Origin of the sequence: Neisseria sp. LACPHL-SPEC-2024-00856, assembly GCF_047915665.1 — a bacterium.
In the GTDB taxonomy this organism is placed as follows: Bacteria; Pseudomonadota; Gammaproteobacteria; order Burkholderiales; family Neisseriaceae; genus Neisseria; species Neisseria polysaccharea.
In genome coordinates this window covers 365,778-388,639 of record NZ_JBLRPR010000001.1, presented here as the reverse complement: position 1 = coordinate 388,639, position 22,862 = coordinate 365,778, and the positions used below count along the sequence as shown (strand labels likewise).

Here is a 22,862-nt window from a genome sequence, read left to right as displayed (position 1 = left end):
GATAACGTCGGATTCGAGAATCCGACCTACGTCTATCTTAAAACGCTTCAATAATTTTTCAGACGACCTCTCGTTTTATGAAAAGGCCGTCTGAAACGCACATCAGGCAAATTCGCCGCCGAAGCTCATCGCGCCGGTTTCCGCGCCGCCGGTCAAACTGCGAAAGCCGGCGAAGAGTTCGCGGCCGCAGCCTTGTTGGTTCGCGCCCAAGTCGATGTGTTCGACTTCGCGGGCATTCCATTCGGCTTCGTCAATCAGGACGTTGAGTTCGCCGGTCACGGAATCGAAGCGGATCAGGTCGCCGGTACGGATTTTGGCGATGTTGCCGCTCATCAGGGCTTCGGGGGTCATGTGGATGGAGGCCGGAACTTTGCCGGACGCGCCGGACATACGGCCGTCGGTCAGCAGCGCCACTTTGAAGCCGCGGTCTTGCAGGATGCCCAAAGGCGGGGTCAGTTTGTGCAACTCGGGCATACCGTTGGCACGCGGGCCTTGGTAGCGGACGACGCAGATAAAATCGCGTTCCAATTCGCCGCGCTCAAACGCAGCCAACACTTCGCGTTGGTCGTTGAATACGATGGCGGGCGCTTCAATGATGCGGCAACCTTCACGCACGGCAGATACTTTAATTACGCCGCGACCGATGTTGCCTTTCATCAGGCGCAGACCACCGTCTGGGGAGAACGGATTGTCGGCTTTGCGCAGGATGTCATCGTTGCCGCTGGTTTCGGGGGCTTCGCGCCATTCGAGTTTGCCGTCGATAAGGAAAGGCTCTTTGGTGTAGTGGCGCATACCGTGTCCGACAACGGTATCGACATCGTCATGCAACAGGCCTGCGTCCAGCAATTCGCGGATAACGAAAGGTAGGCCGCCGGCAGCGGTAAAGTGGTTTACGTCGGCTTTGCCGTTGGGGTACACACGGATCAGCAATGGGATGATGGAAGAAATTTCGTCAAAGTCGTCCCAGTTCAAAATCACGCCGGCGGCGCGTGCCATGGCAACGAGGTGCATGGTGTGGTTGGTTGAGCCGCCGGTTGCCATCAGGCCGATTAGGGCGTTAATGAAGGATTTCTCGGTCAACATTTCGCCCAATGGTTTAATCGTGCCGTTTTTGATGCCGCGCGCGAGGTGTCCGGCCGCGTAGCGGGTCAGGGCTTCGCGCAGGTCGGTATAGGGATGGACGAAAGCGGCGGCAGGCAGGTGTACGCCCATCATTTCCATCATCATTTGGTTGGAGTTTGCCGTGCCGTAGAAAGTGCAGGTGCCCGGGCTGTGGTAAGAACCCATTTCGCTTTTCAAAAGTTCGTCGCGTCCGACTTTGCCTTCGGCGAAAAGCTGGCGGGTGCGAGCTTTTTCTTTGTTGCCGATGCCGCTGGACATCGGGCCTGCGGGGACGAAGATACCCGGAATATGACCGAACGAAAGCGCACCTATCATCAAACCCGGCACGATTTTGTCGCATACGCCCATAAACAGGCTGCCGTCAAACATTTGATGCGACAGACCGATGGCGGTACTCATGGCAATCACGTCGCGGGAAAACAGCGACAATTCCATGCCGGCATAACCTTGCGTGATGCCGTCGCACATGGCGGGTGTGCCGCCGGCGACTTGTGCGGTCGCACCGTTTTTCTGTGCTTCGTCTTTGATTTGATCAGGGAAGTCTTTAAACGGCTGGTGTGCGGAAACCATGTCATTGTAGGCAGTGATGATGCCTAAGTTGGGGACGGTTTCCTGAAGCATTTCGATTTTGATGCTCTTAGGCATGGAGGCATAGCCGTGTGCCAAGTTGCTGCAGCCGAGCTGGTTGCGCTCTAAGCGTCCCATCTGTTTGGCGCTGCGGATTTTCGCCAGATACTTTTCACGCGTCGGGCGGCTGCGCTCGATGATGCGCTCGGTAATTTCGGCGAGTTTCGGGTGAATAGGAGTGGGGTTCATGTGCGGTCTCCTGGCTAAACGATATGATAGGGATTTTGTTTGTGCGTTTCTGATTTTTGTATCGGGTATTCAGACGGTGAGTGTTTTAAAAGGTATGCCGTCTGAAAGTGGGAAGCGGGTGCTATTATAGTACAAAATTTGTAATTTTGTTACAAAAAAATCAGGCATTGAAAAGAAATTTGATTTAAATCGTAGAATCTTTCGATTGTTGTAACGGAATAGGGGAAACCTGTCCGATTTTTGGACTAGGTCAAATAAATTGTAAAAATGGGAATAGACAAAAAGTGTAGCGGTGTGTAGTATTACTACTCGTTATGCCGCCTGCCTTTGTTTCCGATATTGCGATGCAGCGTGATGGGGGAAACAGGTTCAGACGGCATCGAAAAATTCTTTCCTGACGAGATAATGCGATGAGTACACAGACAAATTTTGATTTGGTGTTGTTCGGTGCGACCGGCGATTTGGCAATGCGCAAACTTTTGCCCTGCCTGTATCAGGCGCACGTGGCCGGTTTGCTTCATCCCGAAGGTCGTATTTTGGGTGTGAGCCGCAGCGAATTGGATACCGCCGGTTTTTTGGCAAAAGCGGAAACGAATTCTAAAATCCATATCAAACAAAATTTTTCAGATGAAGCGTGGGCTTCGTTCGTCAAACGCATCGAATACCTGAAGGTTGATGTTACCGAAGCAGCCGATTTTGCCGCTTTGGGCGATTTGGTCAAAGCGCGTAAAGAAACCGACAACGTCGTCATCTATCTGTCCACCGCGCCCAAATTCTTCGCGCAAGCCTGCGAGAACCTTGCTGCGATCGGTTTGAATGCCGACAACGTGCGCGTGGTTTTGGAAAAACCGTTGGGTACGGACTTGGCTTCTTCCCAACAAATCAATACCGATGTTGCGCGTTATTTCAAAGAAGGGCAAATTTACCGCATCGACCACTACCTTGGCAAAGAAAGCCTACAAAACCTGCTTGCGCTGCGTTTTGCCAATGTAATGTTCGAGCCGCTGTGGAACAATAAATACATCGAAAGCGTGCAGTTGACCATCGCCGAACAGCTCGGTGTAGAAGAGCGCGGCGAGTTTTACGACATTACCGGCGCGTTGCGCGATATGGTGCAAAACCATTTGATGCAGATGCTGTGCATGACTGCGATGGAAGCCCCCGCCAGCTTGGATGCCGACGCGGTGCGCGATGAAAAAGTCAAAGTCATCAAGTCATTGAAGCCGCTGACCGTCGAATCTGTCAATGAAAATGTCGTGCGCGGACAATATACCGCCGCCAAAGGCATGAACGGCTATCTTGAAGAAATCAACGTTCCGCAAGACAGCTTTACCGAAACCTACGTCGCCATTAAAGCCGAAATCGAAAATGAACGCTGGAAGGGCGTTCCTTTCTACCTGCGTACCGGCAAACGCATGGCGGGCAAAGTGGCGGAAATCGTTTTGAACTTCAAAGATTTGAACAGTCATATTTTTGAAGGCAGCCGCACCGCGCCCAACCGGCTCGTTATCGAGTTGCAACCGCATGAATCCGTGCGCCTCTATACGCAGATGAAAACCCCGGGTGCAGACAATAAGGTCGAAACCGTGCCGCTGGCAACCGATTTGGGCAAAGCATTGGAAGGCCGCCGCGCGGAAGCTTACGAGCGCCTGCTGTTGGATGTGATTAACGGCAAACTCGCTTTGTTCAACCGCCGCGACGAACTCGAAGCCGCATGGGAATATGTGATGCCGATTTTGGAAAACTGGGCAAATAACACCACGCCGCCGCACGGTTACGGCGCACACTCGTGGGGGCCTGAAGCCGCGCGCGAACTGTTGGCGCGCAACGGACACAAGTGGCACGAAGAGCAGTAATACAATAATGCGTTCAGACGGCATGGGGTTTGAAATGCCGTCTGAACGCAAGTAAAGCAGTATAGTGGATTAACAAAAATCAGGACAAGGCGACGAAGCCGCAGACAGTACAAATAGTACGGCAAGGCGAGGCAACGCTGTACTGGTTTAAATTTAATCCACTATAAAAAGCAGTCCCGATATTTGGTATCAAAAGCATAAACAACTGTTCGGCCGGCATATTGCTCAACCCGTTTCCATAACGGAATATGCCGTCTGAAATAAAAAAAGGACACAAATATGTTTGTTTGGCACGAATACGAAAATGCGGCAGAAGCGGCGCAGTCTTTGGCTGACGCAGTGGCGGATGCTTTGCAGGGCGCACTGGACGAGAAGGGCGGTGCGGTGTTGGCAGTTTCCGGCGGACGTTCGCCGATTGCATTTTTCAACGCCCTGTCGCAAAAAGATTTGGATTGGAAAAACGTCGGCATCACCTTGGCAGACGAGCGCATCGTTCCGACCGTCCACGCCGACAGCAATACCGGTCTGGTGCGCGAATACCTGTTGAAGAACAAAGCGGAAGCGGCAATGTGGATTCCTATGGTGGAAGACGGAAAAACTGAAACCGAATTACATCCCGATGCTGTTGTCGATTATGCACTGAAACATTACAAGCAGCCCGATGTTTTGATTTTGGGTATGGGAAACGACGGGCATACGGCTTCGATTTTCCCGAAAGCTCCGCAGTTTCAGACGGCAATCGACGGTTCGGCAGGTGTCGCGCTGGTGCATACCACGCCCGTTACCGCGCCGCACGAGCGCATCAGCATGACCGTGGATGCGATTGCCCATACGGGGCATGTGTTTTTGGCGATACAGGGCGAAGAGAAAAAAGCCGTGTTCGACCAAGCCGCACAAGGCGAAAACCGCGAATATCCGATCAGCTTCGTATTGAGCTGCCAAGGAGTGAACTGCCATGTCTTTTACGCCGAATAAACAAGCCGGATATCCCCGACTGGTCGCCGACATCGGCGGTACGAATGCACGTTTTGCTCTGGAAACCGCGCCGCGCGTCATCGAAAAAACCGCCGTGCTTCCGTGTAAGGACTACGATACGGTTACCGATGCGGTGCGTGTCTATCTGAACCAAAGCGGTGCAACAGGCGTACGGCACGCGGCATTTGCCATCGCCAACCCGATTTTGGGTGACTGGGTGCAGATGACCAACCACCATTGGGCGTTTTCCATCGAAACCACCCGTCAGGCTTTGGGGCTGGACACCCTCATCCTTTTGAACGACTTTACCGCGCAGGCATTGGCGGTAACGCAGACTTCAAGTAAAGACCTGATGCAGGTAGGCGGGCAAGAGCCTGTCGAATTTGCCCCCAAAGCCGTTATCGGTCCCGGTACCGGCTTGGGCGTGAGCGGATTGGTGCACAGCCCCGCAGGCTGGGTGGCTTTGGCAGGCGAGGGCGGGCATACCAGTTTCCCGCCGTTTGACGATATGGAAGTGCTGATTTGGCAGTACGCCAAAAACAAATACGGCCATGTTTCCGCCGAACGCTTTTTGAGCGGCGCGGGCTTGAGCTTGGTTTACGAGGCTTTGGCTGCAAAACAGAAAGCCAAACCCGCCAAACTGATGCCGTCTGAAATCACGGAAAAGGCTTTGAGCGGCGCGTCGCCTTTGTGCCGTCAGACTTTGGACATCTTCTGCGCCATGCTCGGCACGGTTACTTCCAACCTCGCCCTGACGCTGGGCGCGCGCGGCGGCGTGTACCTGTGCGGCGGCATTATTCCCCGCGTGTTGGAATACTTCAAAACTTCCCCGTTCCGCAGTCGTTTCGAGAACAAGGGCAGGTTTGAAGCATATCTTGCCGCGATTCCCGTGTATGTCGTCTTGAGCGAGTTTCCCGGAATTTCCGGTGCGGCTGCGGCTCTCGACAACCATTTGAGAAACGTTTAACCACAGCGGCTCCTTGCAGCGGGGCTGCATTATCGAAGGGCATATCATTATGTTAAGCAAAATCAGCGAATCACTGGCAAACCTTTCCGGTGCGGAACGCAAAGTCGCCGAATGTGCATTGGCGGAACCCAAATGGTTCGTCCATGCCGCCGTTGCCGAAATTGCCGAACGTGCGTCCGTCAGCCAGCCGACCGTCATCCGATTCTGCCGCAGCTTGGGTTATAAAGGGCTGCCCGAGTTCAAGCTCGCCTTGTCCGCCAGCATCGGTCATGAGGGTATGCCCTATGTCCACGAAGAACTCAACGCCGACGACGATATGGCAAGCGTGGTCGAGAAAGTATTGGGCAATGCCGCCGCCTCGCTGTTGGGCGAACGCCGCTTCCTGAAAGAGTCGGAGCTGGAAAACGCCATTGCCACGCTGATGCACGCCCGCCGCGTCGAGTTTTACGGTGTCGGCAATTCCGGTATCGTCGCGCAGGACGCGCAGCACAAGTTTTTCCGTTTCGGAATGTCCACGGTCGCCTATGTCGATACGCACACGCAGCTGATGGCGGCATCCGTTTTGAGCGATCAGGATGTTTTGGTTGCCATTTCCAACACGGGTTCGTCTATCGAACTTTTGGATGCGGTCAGCATCGCCAAAGAAAACGGCGCGTCTGTCATCGCACTGACCCGCAACGATTCGCCTCTGGCGCAACTTGCCGACTGCGTGTTGAGCGTTGCCACACAGGAAAATGCAGAACTCTACACGCCCATGGTTTCCCGCCTCTTGCAGCTTGCCGTCATCGACATTCTCGCCATCGGACTTGCCCTGCGCTTGGGCGATGCTGCCAGCCTGCAATTGCAGAAAAGCAAAAAAAGCATACACAACAAGCACATCGATTACGACAAAGATTGACCTTCAGACGGCATCCTACAAATGCCGTCTGAAATGCCGAACAACGGTCGTCGGCGGCTTGCGGCAGTTTCCGGCAGCCTTTTCATCCCACAACAAAAAACCTCATTCAGGAGCATACAGATGAAACACCTTCACGACTTACCCGCATGGTCGAAATTGTGGAACCACTTTGACGACAGCAAAACATTGCATATGCGTGAAATGTTCGAGCAAGACCCGCAGCGTGCGGAACGCTACTGGCTGCAAGTCGGCGGACTGACGCTGGACTACTCCAAAAACCGCATCAACGACGAAACCATGTCGCTTTTGTTCGAGTTGGCGCGTGAAGCAGGCGTGCCGGAGCGGATGCGGCAGATGTTCCACGGCGAAAAAATCAATACCACCGAAAACCGCGCCGTCCTCCACGTCGCCCTTCGCAACCGCACCAATTCGCCGATTGTGGTTGACGGTGAAGATGTTATGCCCAAAGTCAACCGCGTTTTGCAACGTATGGGCGAATTTGCACACGAAGTCCGCAGCGGAAGCTGGCTGGGCTATACCAACCAAGTCATTACCGACGTTGTCAACATCGGCATCGGCGGATCGGATTTGGGCCCGCTGATGATGTGTACCGCGCTCAAACCTTTCGGTCATCCGCGCCTCAATATGCACTTCGTCTCCAACGTGGACGGCTCGCAACTGCGCGACGTATTGTCCAAAGTCCACCCCGAAACCACGCTGTTCATCATCGCCTCCAAAACATTTACCACGCAGGAAACGCTGACCAACGCGCTGACCGCGCGCGAATGGTTTTTGAATCATGCGGGCGACGAAGAAGCCGTTGCCAAACACTTCGCCGCCGTTTCCACCAATCAAAAAGCCGTCGCCGAATTCGGCATCGACACCGCCAATATGTTTGAATTTTGGGATTGGGTCGGCGGTCGGTACAGCCTGTGGTCCGCCATCGGATTGCCGATTATGCTGTATCTCGGCGAAGAAAACTTCATCGAAATGCTCAACGGCGCGCACCTGATGGACCAACACTTCATCAACACACCGCTCGAGCGCAACCTGCCCGTCATCCTCGCCCTCATCGGCATCTGGTATATCAACTACTACGGCGGCGGCAGCCACGTCATCGCGCCTTACGACCAACATTTGCACCGCCTGCCCAAATTCATCCAGCAGCTCGATATGGAAAGCAACGGCAAACAGGTTACGTTGGACGGCAAAGCAGTCGGACACGAAACCTCGCCGATTATCTGGGGCGAAACGGGCATTAACGGCCAGCACGCCTTCTTCCAACTGCTGCACCAAGGCACGCACATTACCCCCATCGACCTGATTGCCTCGCTTGAAAAACGCAGCAACCTGCCCGGACACCACGAAATCCTGCTTGCCAACGTCTTTGCACAAGCAGAAGCCTTTATGCGCGGCAAAACCCCCGACGAAGTCCGTGCCGAACTCAAAGCGCAGGGTATGGATGAGGCGCGCATCGAAGAGCTGGTCCCGCACAAAACCTTCTCCGGCAACCGCCCGACCAACCTCATTCTCATGGACAAGGTCAACCCGCGCAATATGGGCAGCCTGATTGCAATGTACGAACACAAAACCTTCGTACAAGGCATCATTTGGGGCATCAACAGCTTCGACCAGTGGGGCGTGGAACTCGGCAAACAACTGGCTAAAACTATTTTGGGCGAACTGACCGGCGAAACCGTGCCGCAAAAGCACGACAGTTCGACCGAACGCCTGATCAGGCTTTACCTGCAAACCAACCGCAAATCATAAAATCCCCGGGCAAAATGCCGTCTGAACGCCGACCGTTTCAGACGGCATTTTTATCGAACAGGAAAACCGTCGGTAAACTTGCAGAGCGTGTGCAATCCCGATATGATGGTTCGCATAAATTTAAACATGTATGTTCCGCAGCCATGTACTTCAAGTGCCGTAGCGTGTGTGGAAATACGCAACAGACAGTCCGTGTTTGGACGGCAAAGGAAATCCGATGAAAAAAAACTTACCCGCACTGGCATTGGCAAGTATGCTGATTTTGTCGGGCTGCGACCGTTTGGGAATAGGCAACCCGTTTTCCGGAAAGGAAATTTCCTGCGGAAGCGAAGAGGCTAAAGAGATTTTGGTCAAACTCGTCCGCGACAATGTCGAGGGTGAAACCGTCAAAACCTTTGACGACGACGCATTCAAAGACCAGGCATTTGCCGACATCGGCATATCGCATATCCGCAGCATGGTCGAACGTTTGGGGATAACCGTCGATGAAGTCCGAACCATCGAAAAAACCGACACGTCCAGCAAACTCAAATGTGAAGCTACGTTGAAACTGGACGTGCCCGACGATGTTGTCGGTTATGCCGTAGCCGCCAACCAATCCATAGGTAACAGCTATAAGAAAACGCCCGACTTTTTTGAACGCTACTACCGCAAAGAAGGCGCGTATTACGTCAAAACTATTTCTTACAGCGTCCAGCCGACAGACGACAAAAGCAAAATCTTTGCCGAACTGAATCAGGCACACGATATCATCCATCCGCTCAGCGAGCTGGTGTCTATGGCACTGATTAAAGAGCCGTTGGACAAAGCGAAACAAAGGAACGAAGAACTTGAAGCGGCAGAAGCCGCCGCGCAGGAAGCGAGGGAGGCAGAAGAAGCGGCGGCGCAGGAGGCATTGGGTCGGGAGCAGGAAGCCGCCCGCGTATCCGAATGGGAAGAACGCTACAAGCTGTCGCGCAGCGAGTTCGAGCAGTTCTGGAAAGGATTGCCGCAAACTGTACAGAATAAGCTGCAAGCTTCGCAGAAAACATGGAAAAGCGGGATGGATAAAATCTGTGCCAGCAAGGCAAAAGCCGAAAGTGAAACGCCAAACGGCATAAAAATCAGCGAATTGGCATGCAAAACGGCGGAAACCGAAGCACGCTTGGAAGAGCTGCACAACCGCAAGAAAGCAGTGATTGACGAAATTATCAGGGAAGCAGATAAAAAAGAAAGGACTGCCAAGGCGGCATTGGATGGTGCGGTTCAGGCATTGCCCGCCGATATTGCCGAAACCGTTATGCCCGAATACCGCAACTGGCAAAACGGTTTGAATGCCAAATGCGCCGATGGCGACGAATACGGCGTGGCACAATCCGACTGCCGTACCAGAGAAATCAATGCGAAAACCAAAGAAATCCAAGGTTATCTGATCAACTGACCTTCGATTTGAAGATGCCGTCTGAAATACTTTTGTGTTTCAGACGGCATTTTTGCTGCTGGCCTTTTGGATAACGGCTTTGTTTATTCTGTAAAAAACGTATGCGCTCCAAGGTAGTTTTTGGCGTAAAACGGTGTGGAGAGTTTTTCGGTTTTGATGGTTTTACCGCTGCTGGGGGCATGGATGAATTCGCCGTTGCCGATGTAGAGTCCGACGTGTGAGTAGCGGTGCGCGCCGCCCGTATTAAAGAATACCAGGTCGCCTGCTTTGAGGCGGCTGTCGGGGATTTTGCGGCTGGCTGCCGCCATGTCGCGGGCGGTGCGGGGAAGGTTGACGTTAAGGGCGTTTTTGTAAACGAATTGAATCATGCCGCTGCAGTCGAAGCCGGTTGCGGTGCTGCTTCCGCCCCATTTGTAGGGCGTACCGATGAGTCCGAGGCTGTGGAGCATGAGTTCCTGCGAGCCTTGTGTGCGGTCGATGTGGCTGATGCGGACGGGTTGGATTTGCCGGACTGTCTGTTTGGGTTTCGGTTGGCGGTGTTTGTCGGAGGTCGTGCCACATGAGGCGAGGAGCAGTGCGCTGAGACAGAGGAAAAGGGTTTTGTCGAGGGGAAACATGGTTTTTCCTTTGCGGGTTCGGATATGCCGTCTGAAGGTGTTTCAGACGGCATTTCTATAATAAACCTTCTATGGGCAGCAGGGATAGGATTTTTGCGGCGATGCGTTTCCAAAGTTTGGCTTCGGGTTCGTTCGGGTAGGTTTTTCGGGTGGCGGGATCGTGCCATTGCAGGCGGTTGTGCCTGTCGAGGGTAACGCGGTAGGCGTATTCGGGTGTGGTATCGGCAAGGGTGCGCTCCATCTGTTCTGCGATTTTGGGGCTTTCGATGACAACGCCCATTTCGGTATTGAGGCGTGCGGAACGGGGGTCGAGGTTAAATGAGCCGATGAAGATGCGTTTGCCGTCCACGATGAAGGTTTTGGCGTGCAGGCTGGTTACGGAGCTGCCGGTCAGGCCTTTGTCTTTTGTGGCGGGGACGGCATGGTTGGGTTGCAGCTCGTAGAGTTTGATGCCGGCTTTGAGCAGCGGTTTTCGGTATTTGACGTAGCCGGAATGGACGGCGGCAACGTCGGTCGCCTGTAGCGAGTTGGTCAGGACGGTAACGTCTATGCCGTCCTGCACCAGTTTTGCCAGTGCGTCTGTGCCGGATTTTGTGGGGACGAAATAAGGTGAAACCAGATAGACGCTTTTTTCGGGCTGTTTGAGCGCGTCTTGCAGCCGCCCGGCAATCGGCGGTTTGCGGCTGTCCCGGTCCAGCCCTTTGTCGGGATCGTCGCTGATTAGGCGGGTTTGGACGCTCTGCCAGTCGATGCGTCCTGTCTGTATTTTTTTGTAGAGGGGCGACTGTTCGACGGTTTCGCGGTAGCGCAGGAGTGCGTGTCTGGACGTTTCGTCGTTGTATCCGAGTGCTTGAAGACCCTTGCCGATGTCGCCGCTGCGGATGATACGCGTGGCGTTGTGGGCGGAATGGCTTGCCCAGTAGCGGTCGAAGTCGTGCGATACTTCGCCGACGACGCTGCCGGTGGCGAGGATGTCCAGGTCGGCGAAAACGGTGTCCTCACCGACTTTGAAGTATTCGTCGCCGATATTGCGTCCGCCGAGTATGGTGGCGCGGTTGTCGGCGGTAAAGGATTTGTTGTGCATGCGGCGGTTGAGGCGGGGGAAGTCGGTCAGGTAGCCGAGTGCGCGCCATTTGCGTAGGACGAAGGGGTTGAACAGGCGCACTTCGATATTGGGATGGCTGTCGAGGGCAAGCAGGAGGTCGTCCAATCCGCGCGTGTTGTTGTCGTCCAACAGCAGGCGTACGCGCACGCCGCGTTCTGCGGCAAGGTACATCAGGTTGAACAGCAGCCGACCGGAAATGTCGTTGCGCCAGATGTAGTATTGCAAATCGAGGCTGTGTTCGGCAGATTCGATAAGGGCGGCGCGGGCGGCAAAGGCTTCGTGGGGGTCGTCGAGCAGGTAAATGTCGGACAGGCGGCTGTCGGACGGGAAATGGCGGATGTGCAGGACTTTATCCAAACGGACGGGGGAAGCAGTGTCAAAATGGCGGCTTTCCGTGCGTTCGTCCAAGGGCGGCAGCCATGCGGCGCACGAGCAGAGCAGGAGGAACAACAGGGGAAGGAGGCTGCGTGTTTTCATAGGAAATCGGTTCAGACGGCATTACCTGTGTTTTGGGTTGGCGCACATGGAAGTGCGACATCATAATCCAAACGTTGAAACGGGTAAAAGTTTTGCGTGCGAACCGCTTCAGGATGGTGTGTTCCGTGTCAGGTTGGTGCCGTCTGAAACGTGCAGCCGATTGAATACCAGCGATGAGGCAAGGGTGATGCCGCCGATGCTGAGCAGGGTCATACGGAAGGCGGAATGCAGACCTGAAGAAGCCGGTATCAGAAATGTCCAGTTTTTAAGGATTAATGCGCCGGCAACAATGCCCATGCTGATGGCAAGCTGTTGGTTGACCGCCATCAGGCTGTTGCCGCTGCCGGTCTGTTGCGGGCGCAAATCGGCGAGGGTCAGTGTGTTCATGGCAGAAAACTGTAGGGAGTTGCACGCGCCGATCGCCAGTGAGAGGAAAATCCAAATCCACAGTGGCGAGTTTCCGTCAGGCAGGGCGAGCAGCATGATAAAGGCGGCAAGCAGTTTGGTATTCCAAAGCAGTACCTTGCGATAGCCGAAACGCTTCATCAAGGTGGAGATTAACGGCTTGACTAATAGCGAAGACAGGGCGACGGGTGCGACCAGCCAGCCTGACAGGCTTGCGCTGAAGCCGAAAGCGACTTGAAACATCAGGGGCATCAGAAAAGGAATCGAGCTGATGCCGATACGGCTGAACAGGTTGCCTGCCAATCCCAGACGGAAAGTGCGTATCAGAAACAGGTCGGCAGAATAAATCGGATGGGGTGCCGTTTTCATGTGTCTGAAATAACGGTGTGCAAACAGCAGTCCGCCGCACAGCGGCAACAGTGCAAAATACGGAGGCAGCGCGTGCGACAGGCTTTCTGCAGCAAGCAGCAGCAGGCAGGCGGCAGCGGAAAAGGTCAGATAGCCTTTGAAATCCAGAGCGGTATCGTTGCCTTTGACATCGGGCATGATGTTGCGTCCCAATATAAACCCCAGCAGACCGATGGGCAGGTTGAGCAGGAAAATCCAGTGCCACGAAGCGTATTCGACCAGATAACCGCCCGCCAAAGGCCCTAAAACCGGCCCGATTAATGCGGGCATAACCGCATAATTGATGGCATTGAGCAGCTTGGACTTGTCGTACACACGCAAGATGGTCAGACGCGGTATCGGAACCAGCATCGAACCGCCAATGCCCTGAACGACACGGGAAAGCGTCAATTCAAACAGCGAACCCGATGCGGCGCACAATGCCGATCCGAGCATAAAAACGGCAATCGAACTGAAAAAGACTTTTTTCGTTCCGAACCTGTCCGCCAAATAACCGCTCAAAGGAATCAGCAGGGCAACAGTTAGCGTGTAGGAAATAACCGCCAGCTGCATGTTCAATGGCGACTCATTCAGGTCGGCGGCAATTTCAGGCAGTGCGGTATTTAAAATGGTCGCATCCAACATCTGCATAAAAATGGCAATTGCCAGCAGAAGCGGCAGCCAAGGGGATGGTGCGCGGGCGGATAGGGTGTTTTTTTCCATAGGGCGATTGTACCCCATCCTTGTGCCATTATCGTTTTCAGATGCCGTCTGAATGCCGTCAGAGTCGGCGTCCTGAATGTTCACAAGCAAACGAATCGGCATTTCATTGTAATGATAATTATTATCGAAAATTATCAGAGTAAGGTACAGTAAGCGTTATGGGGCAGTTTGTAAGAAAAACCGGATTATTTTTTAAAATTAGACTTGACCCGCAACAGTCAATTACTTAAAGTAAACGCTTACCTTTCTACAGAGAAAAACGGGTTTCCCGTTATCAAAAAACATGAGCGCAACCATTCCCCCAAAAATTATCCGATACGACAGCAATCCGACCGATGTCTATTTTTTCGGCACCTGCGTCCTTGATCTTTTTATGCCCGAAGCAGGCATGGATGCCATTGCCCTAATCGAGCAGCAGGGCATACGCGTCCATTTCCCGATGGCGCAAAGCTGCTGCGGCCAGCCCGCCTATTCATCCGGCCATCCGACCGAAGCCTTTGATGTCGCCAAGGCGCAACTCGACCTTTTCCCCGAAAACTGGCCGATTGTCGTACCGTCCGGCTCGTGCGGCGGCATGATGAAACACCACTGGCCGACTTTGTTTAAAGGCACCGAGTACGAGCAAAAAGCCATTGATTGTGCCGGCCGCATCATAGAGTTTACCCATTTTCTGCTGGCTATCGGCTACAAGCCTGAAGACAAAGGCGGGCCGGTTAAGGTCGCCGTTCACACTTCCTGTGCCGCCCGCCGAGAAATGAATGTCCATCTTTCAGGCTGGCAGTTGATTGACGGCATGGAAAACGTCGAGCGCATCGTTCACGACCACGAAAGCGAATGTTGCGGCTTCGGTGGCACATTCTCCGTCAAACAGGCCGATATTTCCGGCGCGATGGTAACAGACAAAGTTGCCGCGCTGAAAGAAACCGGTGCGACCGAAATCATCAGCGCGGACTGCGGCTGCATGATGAACATCGGCGGCAAAATTGCTAAGGACGAACCGAATATGCCGCGTCCGAAACACATTGCATCCTTCTTGTTGGAACGTACCGGAGGCAAAGCATGAGCGCGCGCGAAAATATTTTGGCAAAACTGAAAAAAGCCGACGCATTGCCGATGGAAGAGCCTGCGGTTTTTGATTATTACCGTGAAATGGGTGTTTCTTGGAGCAGCGAAGTTGAGCGTCTGAAACATTGGGCTGCCGCTATGCGCGCCGTAAAAACCGAAATTTATTGGGTGACCAAAACCGGCTGGCCGCAAGTATTCCGTCAAGCAGCCGAAGGCAAAGGTTTGAAAAACATTCTGCTGCCGTTGGCGACCGAACACGGACAAATCGCCCGTGCCGCGCTGGTGGACAGCAATATCGAACCGATTGCTTTCGAGCGCGAAATCGATACTTGGAAAACCGAGTTCTTCTCAAACATCGATGCGGGCTTCAGCGGCGCGCAATGCGGCATCGCCCGTACCGGTACGCTGATGCTGTTTTCCAGCCCTGAAGAGCCGCGTACTTTAAGCCTCGTTCCGCCCGTGCATTTCTGCCTGTTCGATACGTCCAAGATGTACAACGAGTTTCATAACGCCGTCGAAGGCGAAAAACTGGTGGAAAACGGTATGCCGACCAATGTATTCCTGATTTCCGGCCCGTCCAAAACCGCAGACATCCAACTGACGCTTGCTTACGGCGCGCACGGTCCGCGCGATTTGGTCATCCTCGCCATTCTGCCCGACCACATTTCCCCTGCCGATTTGGAGGAAAACGCATGACTACGCAAACCATCAAGTTCCACATGAAGCCGGAAACTTTCAAACAAAATGCCGCAATTTCCCTTCAAGACAAGCCTTTGCGTAAAAGCCTGCGTACCGCGATGGATATGCTGATGACCAAGCGCAAAGCCGTTTTGACCGACGAAGAAGAGCTGCAAAGCCTGCGCGATTTGTGCGAACACATCCGTCAGCGTTCCCTGTCCAAATTGCCTGCGCTGCTGGAGCAGTTGGAAGAAAACCTGACCAAGCTGGGCGTGAAAGTGCACTGGGCGGAAACCCCTGCCGAAGCCTGCCAAATTATCCACGACATCATCACAGCCAAAAACGGCAAGCTGATGGTCAAAGGCAAATCAATGGTCAGCGAAGAAATCGAGCTGAACCATTATCTTGAAGCAAAAGGCATTAAAGCGGTGGAAAGCGACTTGGGCGAGTTCATCGTCCAAATGGCAGGCGAAAAACCGACCCATATCGTGATGCCCGCCATTCACAAAACCAAAGAACAGGTTAGCGAACTTTTCCACCAAAATCTTGGAACTTCCTTAACGGACGACGTGGATCAACTGACCGGCTTCGCCCGCAAAGCCCTGCGCGATATTTACAGCACCGCCGATGTCGGCTTGAGCGGCGTAAACTTCGCCGTTGCCGAAACGGGTACGCTGTGTCTGGTCGAAAACGAAGGCAACGGTCGCTTGAGTACCACCGTTCCGCCCGTGCATATCGCTATTACCGGTATTGAAAAAGTGGTGGCGAAATTGTCCGACATCCCACCCTTGTACAGCCTGCTGCCGCGTTCTGCCATTGGTCAGAACATTACCACCTATTTCAATATGATTACCGGTCCGCGCCGCAGTGAAGAGCTGGATGGTCCGCAGGAAATGCACTTGGTTCTGCTCGACAACGGCCGCAGCCAAGCCTATGCCGAAGACCAAATGCGCCGCACCTTGCAATGTATCCGTTGCGGCGCGTGTATGAACCATTGCCCGGTTTATACCCGTATCGGCGGCGCGGCATACGGCACAACTTATCCCGGCCCGATTGGCGAGATTATTTCCCCACACCTGTTGGGCCTGGATGCCACCCGCGACCTGCCGACCGCCTGCACGATGTGCGGCGCGTGCGTGGAAGTCTGCCCGGTACGCATCCCGATTACCGAACAAATGCAGCGTTTGCGAGTTGAGGCGCAACGTTCGCCGACCGAAACCGTGCCGCACCCCATCCGGGGGCAAGGCGCATCGCATACCTTCGGCGAACAAATGGCGTGGCGCACATTCAACGGTATTTTCAGCGGCAGCAAAACCTACCGCGCCTTCGGTTGGGCGGCCACCAAGTTCCGCAACCTGACCCCGCGCAAACAGTTGGGTTGGACGCAAAACCGCGTACCGATGAAACCGGCGAAGAAAACCCTGCACGAACTGATGGCGGAAAAAATGCGCCAAAAAGAAAAAGCATAAGCGATTGTGTATGAAATGCCGTCTGAAACGGTTTCAGACGGCATTTGCTTGGTTATTCGGCTTTGAATTTTGGGTCGGCTTCCGACAGCCGTAGGGCGGCATTGCCATGCCGCCGTTCAAACCCTTGCATTTACACCTCCAACAGTTTCAGTGCGGCGGCTTTGATGGCTTCAAAAGACAAATCTACCGCCTTTTCCTTCAACAGGCTGCGGATGCACCGCCAAGCCGTATCGCTGCGGATGGAAGCGAGAAACTCATGCCCCGCCCACGTCAGGCGGATTCTGTAACAGGCAAACCCATTACCCTGCTGATCGCGGTTGCATTTGCCCGCAATCAGTTCGCCCTGTATCAAGAGCCACAGATGATATGCGGCTTCTTCCTTTGTCCAACCTTCGATACAGGTGGAAACGAGCCAGCGGTCGGGGTTGGGTTCATTTTCCAATTCGGTCAGGATATGGCGTATCAAATCCCAGTCGCGTTTCACTTTTTATCCTTGAAGATGTTTTAAAGGCCGTCTGAAACGGTTTCAGACGGCCTTTTAGTTATGCGGATTTTAATCCCAGGTCTGCTTCCGGAGCGGTTTTCCTACTTAAAAATACTTTTATTTCTCGGCTGACATACAGTTCAGACGGCATGACCTACTCCGATATTTTTATCAATAAGCGGACTTTATCCCACTGTTCTTGCGGCAATGATAACACATACCGCAACAATGACTTTGCGGTATTACCCTGCCACCCGGTTGATTTCATCCCGGCATATATAGGCGCAATTCATACGGGCGGGCGCATACATGGGTGGAACTGCAACAGGGCGCGTGTTTGCGGATAGCTTGTGTAAGCACAAAAGTGTGTAACAGCCTGATAATTGGCTGGAAGCTTGCAGCTTTTTGCATTGCCGATTTGTCGGCAGTAATGTTGGCTTTGGCATTTTCTTCTGTTTTAAGGTAACTTGTGGCAAGCTTCCCCCATAAATGATGAAAATTCAGGTATAGCCCGTCGTATCCGAGGCAACAAAAAAGCCTTGAGACTATTGAATTTCAAGGCTTTATGCGTATTGCAGGATACTGCTGAAAACAGGGTATGGTGGAGGCGGGGGGAATCGAACCCCCGTCCGAAAGTCCTCTACAAAGCGTTCTACATACTTAGTTGTGTCTATTTGAAAATCTTATTTCCATCATGCCGACCAACAGGCCTTTTGGAAACCAGTTACCTTAAGTCTTATTTCCTGCCAAGTAACCCGGCAGGAAACCAGTCAATGTAAGATGACGTTGCGGTGGCTTTCGCCACACAGCCCATTGACCGACTGCTGCAACGGCTGGCCTTAAGCGGCCAAAGCGTAAGTTTCGTCGTTTGCGACTATTTGAATTCAGTGTTTTACGGGAATCTGAGACCCCGGTATGCCCGCATCTGCTTCGCAACCCCCGTCGAAACCAAGGTCGCCCCCAGAAATGGTTTGCAAATTATACGGATATTGTGCGGTGCTGCCAAGTCTGGCGGAGAAATTTGTCAGTCTTGCTGCCTTAATTTGCGTTTGAGCAGGATGCGGACGCAGCCGTCGTTGCCTTCCCGGGGTTCGACGTAGGCGAGTACGTCGGGGTGTTGCATCAGCCAGTTTCGGGTCATGTTTTTCAGAACGGGTTTGTAGCCTTTGGAACCTAATCCGCTGCCGTGGATGATTTCGCCGCATACGCCGCGTTTTTGGGTGAATGCGATGAATTCGTTGAGGACTTTTTGGGCTTCTTCTTGGGTGTAGCCGTGCAGGTCGACATCGGTAACGACGGGATAGTATCCGTTTTTCAAGCGTTGGATGTCGTTTTTTCCCTGTCCGTTTTTGCTGAAGCTGGCGGGTGGGTCGTTGTATATGCTGCCGATGTAGAAGTAGTTTTCTTCGTCGGCGCGGTTGTCTTTGGGACGGACTTTGATGGGGGTTTTGTCGGGCTGCGCATAATATTGCTGCCGGTTTTTTAATGGGGAGACTTGTCCGACTGCTTGTGAAAAATCCAAATCCTGTTCTTGTTTTTGCTTGTTTTTTTCGGCTTCCTGTTTTTCTGCCGCTTCTTTTTTGGCCTGTTTGCCCAGTTGTTTGAGGATGTTTTGGAAGTCGGTATTCATATTTTTTCCTGTTATTTGTCCGATGGCTGTTTCGGGCGGGGTTTTAATTTGCCGGAATGTTTGCCAAGCGGGGGCGGATGATTTTGTTGCCGGCGTATGTTTTTTGAAAGTGTGATTGTATATCAAAAAGAAATGCGGCAACCGTCGGCAGTGTTGATTGCCGGAAATGCGGGCCGACCGAACCGATATGCCTGAACGCCTGATAAAGTTTTAAAAACCTGCCTTGCGAAGCAGGCTGACGTGTTTTGCCAATCTTGAATTGCCGGAAACGCGAAACACGGAAATCTGATGTTTTATAAATGTTCCGATACGAACCGCAAAATATTGGTTTTGTTTCTGACAGGCAAAAGCACTGTTTATTTGGCTATCAAAAGGGATGGTTAAGGAAAGTTATGCGCCCCTTTGATGAAGCGCGCCCCAGATAAGGATGGCTGCGCCGACGGCTTCAGACGGCATTTTGGCGGCGGTGTTGGGTTTTGTATCCGGTTTGCCGTTGTGTCTTGTGATGATGATTTTGGGCGCGGTTTTTCTGTTTTGATGTGTGAAATGCCGTCTGAAAGGTGGTTCAGACGGGGTCATTTTTGTGCGGTCAGGCGGTCGAATACGCCGCCGTCGGCGAAGTAGGTTTTCATGATGTTGTCCCATCCGCCGAATTTTTCTTCGGGAGAGAAGGTGTCTAAGTCTGGGAAGTCGGTTTTGTGCCGTGCCAATACTTCGGGGTTGCGGGGGCGCAGGTAGAGTGAGGCGGCGAGTTCTTGCGCCGGTTCGCTCCAAAGGTATTCGAGATAGGAGCGGGCGACTTTTTGCGTACCTTTTTTCGCGACGACGCTGTTGACGACGGCAACGGGGCTTTCGGCGGAAATGGTGTAGCTCGGATAGACGATTTCAAACTGTCCTTGGGTCAGTTTTTTGCTGACGTAGTTGGCTTCGTTTTCAAAAGTGATGAGTACGTCGCCGATGTTTCGTTGTGTGAAGGTGGTGGTGGCGGCGCGTCCGCCGTTTTCAAAAACGGGTGTGTTTTTGAGGATGGATGCGACGAGTTTTTGGGCTTCCTGTTCGTTGCCGTTGGTGGCTTTCAGGCCGTAACCGTATGCGCCGAGGAAGGCGTAGCGTCCGTTGCCCGAGGTTTTGGGATTGGCGATGACGATGTTAACGCCGTCTTTGGCAAGGTCGTTCCAATCGCGGATCTGTTTGGGGTTGTTTTTTCGGACAAGGAAAACCATAGTGCCGGTGTAGGGCGCGGCGTGGTCGGGGAGGGCTTGTTGCCAGCCTTTTTCTACCAGCCCTTTTTTTTCGAGCAGGTCGATGTCGGAGGATTGGTTCATGGTGACGACATCGGCTTGAAGGCCGTTGGCTACGGATAATGCCTGTTTGCTGGAGCCTCCGTGGGACTGTTGGATGCTGACGGATGTGCCGGGATATTTGGATTGGTATTCTTTGATAAATAATGGGTTGTATTCTTTGTAGAAATCCCGTGCTACATCGTATGAGGCATTGAGCAGGGCGATGGTTTTACCGTCGAATTCGGTATTGGCCGGGACATTTTGTCCGGACGGATGGTTTGAATCGGCTGTGGGGCTGCAGGCGGTGAGCAGGGCTGCGGTATAGAGTACCGGTGCGTAGGTTTTCATATGCTTGTCCTGTCGGTTGGTAGATGGGGCAACTTTATACGGCTGTCTGCGCTTGTGGAAATAATGTTTGATTTGAAGATTATCAGTTTTGGTTATGTGGAAGACAATTTCCAAACACTGCGTGAACGTGCGGTTGAGGATATTCGAGAACACTGATTGATTTGGTGTGAAAAAGGAGACCTGTGATGGGTCTCCTTTTAAATTGAAATGAAAGCAAAAAACCGCCTTTAACAGGCGGTTTAAAATTAGTGTCTAAATAATCTGCCAGTCTCTCTGATACGTTGGCGCATCAGATTGTTTTTCATTGGCGAAAAAAAGTAAGGCTCACCGTTCGGCTGATAACCACTTGCTACTGTTTGTTCAGATACACAACCGACACCTCTTGTGCAGTAGACCCATTTTCCATCTTGGCGGGTTACATAATTGTTTGCCCTGTCACTCCACAAGTGGAACTCTTTATATTGCGGTTCTGCTTGTCTTTGATGATTGGGTTTGGCAAAGACAGGGGACACAGCCAACACACAAACAGCAAGAACGAAAACTTTCTTCAACATGATTTTCTCCAAAATTCATTTCCAATGCGATTATTATACCTAGTTTTTCATGCAAGGTGGGATTAGAGGTGTTTGCGCATCAGTTCGCATTTGATTTTGATGCTGGGGTCAAGCTGCAATACTGCCGAACCGAGCGATTCGTAGCGGTTGAGAAGGTAAAACGGGACGGAGTTGAGCGATGCGTAGAGTTTCAGAAAGCTCAAACCGGATTTGTGGGCGATGGTTTCCGCCTGATGAAGTAGGGCAGTGCCCAGTCCGAGGTTGTGGAACAGGGGGTGGACGTAAAGCGCATCGAGTTGTGCTTCTTGGCAGTCGATTTGGAAAAACCCCTGTATGTTGCCTTTGTATTCGGCAACCCAAAGTGCTTTGTCGGGATCTGAAATGGTCGGCAGGTAACTTTCTGTGTTTAACAAGCCCTCCCATACTTTTAGGGCGTGTTCGTTGTAGCTGAGGATGCAGGTGTATTGGACGGAGTGCAGGTGGACTTTGAAGATGTCTTTGCAGTCTTGCACGGTGGCGGGGCGTAACAGTGTCAGCAGGCTCATGGCGGTATGTCGGCGGCTTCAGACGGCATCTGTGCCGTTGGTCGGATTATAGGGACTGATGCAGTTTTTTTGCTTCTTGAAATGCGGTGTCCGAATCAGTGGTTAAAACGGTAAAGTGTCCCATTTTCCGCCCTTTGCGCGCGGTTTTTTTGCCGTATAGGTGCAGGTGTGCATTCGGCCGGCTTTGCAACGGCAGCCAATCTGGTTCGCCGCCGTCTTCCTGCCAAACGTCGCCCAAAATATTCGCCATGCAGCATGAAGAAAGCAACTTGGTATCGGCAGGCGGCAGGTTGCACATAATGCGTACCTGCTGCTGGAACTGGTCTGCCGCGCAGGCATCTATCGTATGGTGTCCGGAATTGTGCGGACGCGGGGCGATTTCGTTGACGACCAATTCATGCGTGTTGCCGACAACAAACATTTCCACCGCCAATACGCCGACGTAGTTTAATTCATCGGCCAAACGCTGCGCCATTTGCCGCGCCTGTTGCTGCACGTCGGCACTTAGTCGCGCGGGGACAATGGAATAAGCCAAGATGCCGTTTTCGTGGATGTTTTCGGCGGGGTCGAAGGTTTGCACGTTTTCATCGTTCAGACGGCATACGATTACGGAAATCTCGCCGCGCAAATCCACCATTTTTTCCAAAACGCAATCCACGCCGCCGTGTTCGGCAAACGCGGCTTTGAGTTCGTCCACCGTTTTGACGCGGATTTGACCTTTGCCGTCGTAGCCCAAAGTGGCCGTTTTCAGAATACCGGGCAGGAATTGCGCGCTTGCTTCAGTGATGTCTTCGGCTTTGCAAACTGCTTGATACGGCGCGGTTTGCAGACCTGCTTTGCGTATCCATGCCTTTTCCTGAATGCGGTTTTGCGCGATGGCAACGCAGTCGCCGCTGGGGGAAACATTGGTGTGTTTTGCCAGAAAGCGCATCGCGTCGGCATTGACGTTTTCAAATTCAGTGGTCACCGCCGCGCATTTTGCTAGCTCGTCCAAAGCGGCTTGGTCGTCAAACGGCGCGCACAAATGGCGGTCGGCAAATTCTGCCGCCGGCGCGTTCGGATCAGGGTCGAGAACGGTTACTTTGTAGCCCATGGTTTTGGCGGCAACGGTAAACATTCTGCCTAATTGGCCGCCGCCGAGGATGCCGAGTATGGCAGGCGGGAGGATGGGGGATTTATTCATAGCGGTTTAATTTGTCTGTGTTCTACTGTTTATTTCAGGTTGTCTGAAACCGTTAATCCGTCGTTCCTGTGCAGGCGGAAATTTA

General features: G+C 52.9%; 20 protein-coding genes and 1 other RNA gene. 9 read left to right on the top strand and 12 right to left on the bottom strand.

Annotated elements, in window-relative coordinates; translation table 11 throughout:
- Positions 1 to 102 precede the first annotated feature (102 nt).
- Positions 103 to 1,938 (bottom strand): phosphogluconate dehydratase, encoded by a 1,836-nt coding sequence (gene edd, locus ACNAU7_RS02080; protein ID WP_416300212.1) that lies wholly within the window; start codon positions 1,936 to 1,938, stop codon positions 103 to 105.
- 410 nt (positions 1,939 to 2,348) lie between these two features.
- On the opposite strand from edd, the gene zwf reads away from it, so the two are divergent.
- The 6 genes from zwf to ACNAU7_RS02050 all read left to right on the top strand — a co-directional run bounded on the left by zwf (position 2,349) and on the right by ACNAU7_RS02050 (position 9,824).
- Positions 2,349 to 3,794: a glucose-6-phosphate dehydrogenase gene (zwf, locus tag ACNAU7_RS02075; RefSeq protein WP_416300210.1), complete on the top strand. Its 1,446-nt coding sequence runs from the start codon at positions 2,349 to 2,351 to the stop codon at positions 3,792 to 3,794.
- Between the two features lie 279 nt (positions 3,795 to 4,073).
- Positions 4,074 to 4,769 (top strand): 6-phosphogluconolactonase, encoded by a 696-nt coding sequence (gene pgl / locus ACNAU7_RS02070; protein WP_416300208.1) that lies wholly within the window; start codon positions 4,074 to 4,076, stop codon positions 4,767 to 4,769.
- Positions 4,750 to 5,736, top strand: coding sequence for a glucokinase (locus ACNAU7_RS02065; protein WP_416300206.1), 987 nt, complete (start codon positions 4,750 to 4,752; stop codon positions 5,734 to 5,736). Before pgl ends, ACNAU7_RS02065 begins: the two co-directional genes overlap by 20 nt.
- A 49-nt stretch (positions 5,737 to 5,785) precedes the next feature.
- Positions 5,786 to 6,634 carry a DNA-binding transcriptional regulator HexR gene (gene hexR / locus ACNAU7_RS02060; protein WP_002213148.1) on the top strand — a complete coding sequence of 283 codons (849 nt, stop codon included), beginning with the start codon at positions 5,786 to 5,788 and terminating at the stop codon, positions 6,632 to 6,634.
- A 120-nt stretch (positions 6,635 to 6,754) separates the two neighbouring features.
- Entirely contained in the window at positions 6,755 to 8,404 is a 1,650-nt protein-coding gene (gene pgi / locus ACNAU7_RS02055) for a glucose-6-phosphate isomerase (protein WP_002241709.1), read from the top strand.
- A 217-nt stretch (positions 8,405 to 8,621) separates the two neighbouring features.
- Positions 8,622 to 9,824, top strand: coding sequence for a lysozyme inhibitor LprI family protein (locus ACNAU7_RS02050; RefSeq protein ID WP_416300271.1), 1,203 nt, complete (start codon positions 8,622 to 8,624; stop codon positions 9,822 to 9,824).
- 83 nt (positions 9,825 to 9,907) lie between these two features.
- Here ACNAU7_RS02050 and ACNAU7_RS02045 read toward each other — a convergent pair whose 3' ends face one another.
- The 3 genes from ACNAU7_RS02045 to ACNAU7_RS02035 all read right to left on the bottom strand — a co-directional run bounded on the left by ACNAU7_RS02045 (position 9,908) and on the right by ACNAU7_RS02035 (position 13,538).
- Positions 9,908 to 10,441 carry a C40 family peptidase gene (locus ACNAU7_RS02045; protein WP_416300189.1) on the bottom strand — a complete coding sequence of 178 codons (534 nt, stop codon included), beginning with the start codon at positions 10,439 to 10,441 and terminating at the stop codon, positions 9,908 to 9,910.
- Between the two features lie 55 nt (positions 10,442 to 10,496).
- Positions 10,497 to 12,023, bottom strand: a complete 1,527-nt coding sequence (locus ACNAU7_RS02040; protein WP_416300187.1) for a phospholipase D family protein — start codon at positions 12,021 to 12,023, stop codon at positions 10,497 to 10,499.
- 108 nt (positions 12,024 to 12,131) lie between these two features.
- On the bottom strand, positions 12,132 to 13,538 hold the full coding sequence (locus tag ACNAU7_RS02035) for an MFS transporter (RefSeq protein WP_416300266.1): 1,407 nt from the start codon (positions 13,536 to 13,538) through the stop codon (positions 12,132 to 12,134).
- A 283-nt stretch (positions 13,539 to 13,821) separates the two neighbouring features.
- Between ACNAU7_RS02035 and ACNAU7_RS02030 the strand changes: the two genes are divergently transcribed.
- Genes ACNAU7_RS02030 through ACNAU7_RS02020 form a run of 3 tightly spaced genes read left to right on the top strand, consistent with a single transcriptional unit; the run spans position 13,822 to position 16,750 of the window.
- Entirely contained in the window at positions 13,822 to 14,601 is a 780-nt protein-coding gene (locus tag ACNAU7_RS02030) for a (Fe-S)-binding protein (RefSeq protein WP_416300185.1), read from the top strand.
- Positions 14,598 to 15,299, top strand: a complete 702-nt coding sequence (locus tag ACNAU7_RS02025) for a LutC/YkgG family protein (protein WP_416300183.1) — start codon at positions 14,598 to 14,600, stop codon at positions 15,297 to 15,299. Before ACNAU7_RS02030 ends, ACNAU7_RS02025 begins: the two co-directional genes overlap by 4 nt.
- Complete coding sequence (locus ACNAU7_RS02020; RefSeq protein WP_416300181.1) at positions 15,296 to 16,750, top strand: LutB/LldF family L-lactate oxidation iron-sulfur protein; 1,455 nt, start codon at positions 15,296 to 15,298, stop codon at positions 16,748 to 16,750. The genes ACNAU7_RS02025 and ACNAU7_RS02020 overlap by 4 nt, the downstream gene beginning before the upstream one ends.
- A gap of 130 nt (positions 16,751 to 16,880) precedes the next feature.
- Here the strand turns inward: ACNAU7_RS02020 and ACNAU7_RS02015 are convergent, their stop codons facing one another.
- From ACNAU7_RS02015 to ACNAU7_RS01980, 8 genes are all read right to left on the bottom strand, one after another.
- Positions 16,881 to 17,234, bottom strand: coding sequence for a DUF2513 domain-containing protein (locus ACNAU7_RS02015; protein ID WP_196428038.1), 354 nt, complete (start codon positions 17,232 to 17,234; stop codon positions 16,881 to 16,883).
- Positions 17,235 to 17,833: 599 nt separating this feature from the next.
- Positions 17,834 to 18,196, bottom strand: a transfer-messenger RNA (tmRNA) gene (ssrA, locus tag ACNAU7_RS02010).
- A 62-nt stretch (positions 18,197 to 18,258) separates the two neighbouring features.
- Positions 18,259 to 18,864, bottom strand: a complete 606-nt coding sequence (locus ACNAU7_RS02005) for a Smr/MutS family protein (protein ID WP_416300178.1) — start codon at positions 18,862 to 18,864, stop codon at positions 18,259 to 18,261.
- A 390-nt stretch (positions 18,865 to 19,254) separates the two neighbouring features.
- A complete protein-coding gene (locus tag ACNAU7_RS02000; protein ID WP_301668603.1) occupies positions 19,255 to 19,443 on the bottom strand; it encodes a hypothetical protein in 189 nt (62 codons plus the stop codon).
- Positions 19,440 to 20,495, bottom strand: a complete 1,056-nt coding sequence (locus ACNAU7_RS01995; protein ID WP_416300176.1) for a sulfate ABC transporter substrate-binding protein — start codon at positions 20,493 to 20,495, stop codon at positions 19,440 to 19,442. The genes ACNAU7_RS02000 and ACNAU7_RS01995 overlap by 4 nt, the downstream gene beginning before the upstream one ends.
- Before the next feature lie 245 nt (positions 20,496 to 20,740).
- Positions 20,741 to 21,049: a hypothetical protein gene (locus tag ACNAU7_RS01990; RefSeq protein ID WP_301668461.1), complete on the bottom strand. Its 309-nt coding sequence runs from the start codon at positions 21,047 to 21,049 to the stop codon at positions 20,741 to 20,743.
- A 62-nt stretch (positions 21,050 to 21,111) separates the two neighbouring features.
- A complete protein-coding gene (locus tag ACNAU7_RS01985) occupies positions 21,112 to 21,594 on the bottom strand; it encodes a GNAT family N-acetyltransferase (protein ID WP_002224566.1) in 483 nt (160 codons plus the stop codon).
- Positions 21,595 to 21,640: 46 nt separating this feature from the next.
- Positions 21,641 to 22,777: a 5-(carboxyamino)imidazole ribonucleotide synthase gene (locus tag ACNAU7_RS01980; protein WP_416300173.1), complete on the bottom strand. Its 1,137-nt coding sequence runs from the start codon at positions 22,775 to 22,777 to the stop codon at positions 21,641 to 21,643.
- Between the last annotated feature and the right edge of the window lie 85 nt (positions 22,778 to 22,862).

Bases quoted from the DNA above. Each gene is read 5' to 3' on its own strand.
- ACNAU7_RS02065 (WP_416300206.1), top strand. From the start codon at position 4,750: ATGTCTTTTACGCCGAATAAACAAGCCGGATATCCCCGACTGGTCGCC.
- ACNAU7_RS02020 (WP_416300181.1), top strand. From the start codon at position 15,296: ATGACTACGCAAACCATCAAGTTCCACATGAAGCCGGAAACTTTCAAA.
- hexR (WP_002213148.1), top strand. From the start codon at position 5,786: ATGTTAAGCAAAATCAGCGAATCACTGGCAAACCTTTCCGGTGCGGAA.
- ACNAU7_RS02045 (WP_416300189.1), bottom strand. From the start codon at position 10,441: ATGTTTCCCCTCGACAAAACCCTTTTCCTCTGTCTCAGCGCACTGCTC.
- ACNAU7_RS01990 (WP_301668461.1), bottom strand. From the start codon at position 21,049: ATGTTGAAGAAAGTTTTCGTTCTTGCTGTTTGTGTGTTGGCTGTGTCC.
- zwf (WP_416300210.1), top strand. From the start codon at position 2,349: ATGAGTACACAGACAAATTTTGATTTGGTGTTGTTCGGTGCGACCGGC.
- ACNAU7_RS01980 (WP_416300173.1), bottom strand. From the start codon at position 22,777: ATGAATAAATCCCCCATCCTCCCGCCTGCCATACTCGGCATCCTCGGC.
- ACNAU7_RS02030 (WP_416300185.1), top strand. From the start codon at position 13,822: ATGAGCGCAACCATTCCCCCAAAAATTATCCGATACGACAGCAATCCG.
- pgi (WP_002241709.1), top strand. From the start codon at position 6,755: ATGAAACACCTTCACGACTTACCCGCATGGTCGAAATTGTGGAACCAC.
- edd (WP_416300212.1), bottom strand. From the start codon at position 1,938: ATGAACCCCACTCCTATTCACCCGAAACTCGCCGAAATTACCGAGCGC.
- ACNAU7_RS02000 (WP_301668603.1), bottom strand. From the start codon at position 19,443: ATGACCCCGTCTGAACCACCTTTCAGACGGCATTTCACACATCAAAAC.
- pgl (WP_416300208.1), top strand. From the start codon at position 4,074: ATGTTTGTTTGGCACGAATACGAAAATGCGGCAGAAGCGGCGCAGTCT.
- ACNAU7_RS01985 (WP_002224566.1), bottom strand. From the start codon at position 21,594: ATGAGCCTGCTGACACTGTTACGCCCCGCCACCGTGCAAGACTGCAAA.
- ACNAU7_RS02025 (WP_416300183.1), top strand. From the start codon at position 14,598: ATGAGCGCGCGCGAAAATATTTTGGCAAAACTGAAAAAAGCCGACGCA.
- ACNAU7_RS02050 (WP_416300271.1), top strand. From the start codon at position 8,622: ATGAAAAAAAACTTACCCGCACTGGCATTGGCAAGTATGCTGATTTTG.
- ACNAU7_RS02005 (WP_416300178.1), bottom strand. From the start codon at position 18,864: ATGAATACCGACTTCCAAAACATCCTCAAACAACTGGGCAAACAGGCC.
- ACNAU7_RS02035 (WP_416300266.1), bottom strand. From the start codon at position 13,538: ATGGAAAAAAACACCCTATCCGCCCGCGCACCATCCCCTTGGCTGCCG.
- ACNAU7_RS02040 (WP_416300187.1), bottom strand. From the start codon at position 12,023: ATGAAAACACGCAGCCTCCTTCCCCTGTTGTTCCTCCTGCTCTGCTCG.
- ACNAU7_RS01995 (WP_416300176.1), bottom strand. From the start codon at position 20,495: ATGAAAACCTACGCACCGGTACTCTATACCGCAGCCCTGCTCACCGCC.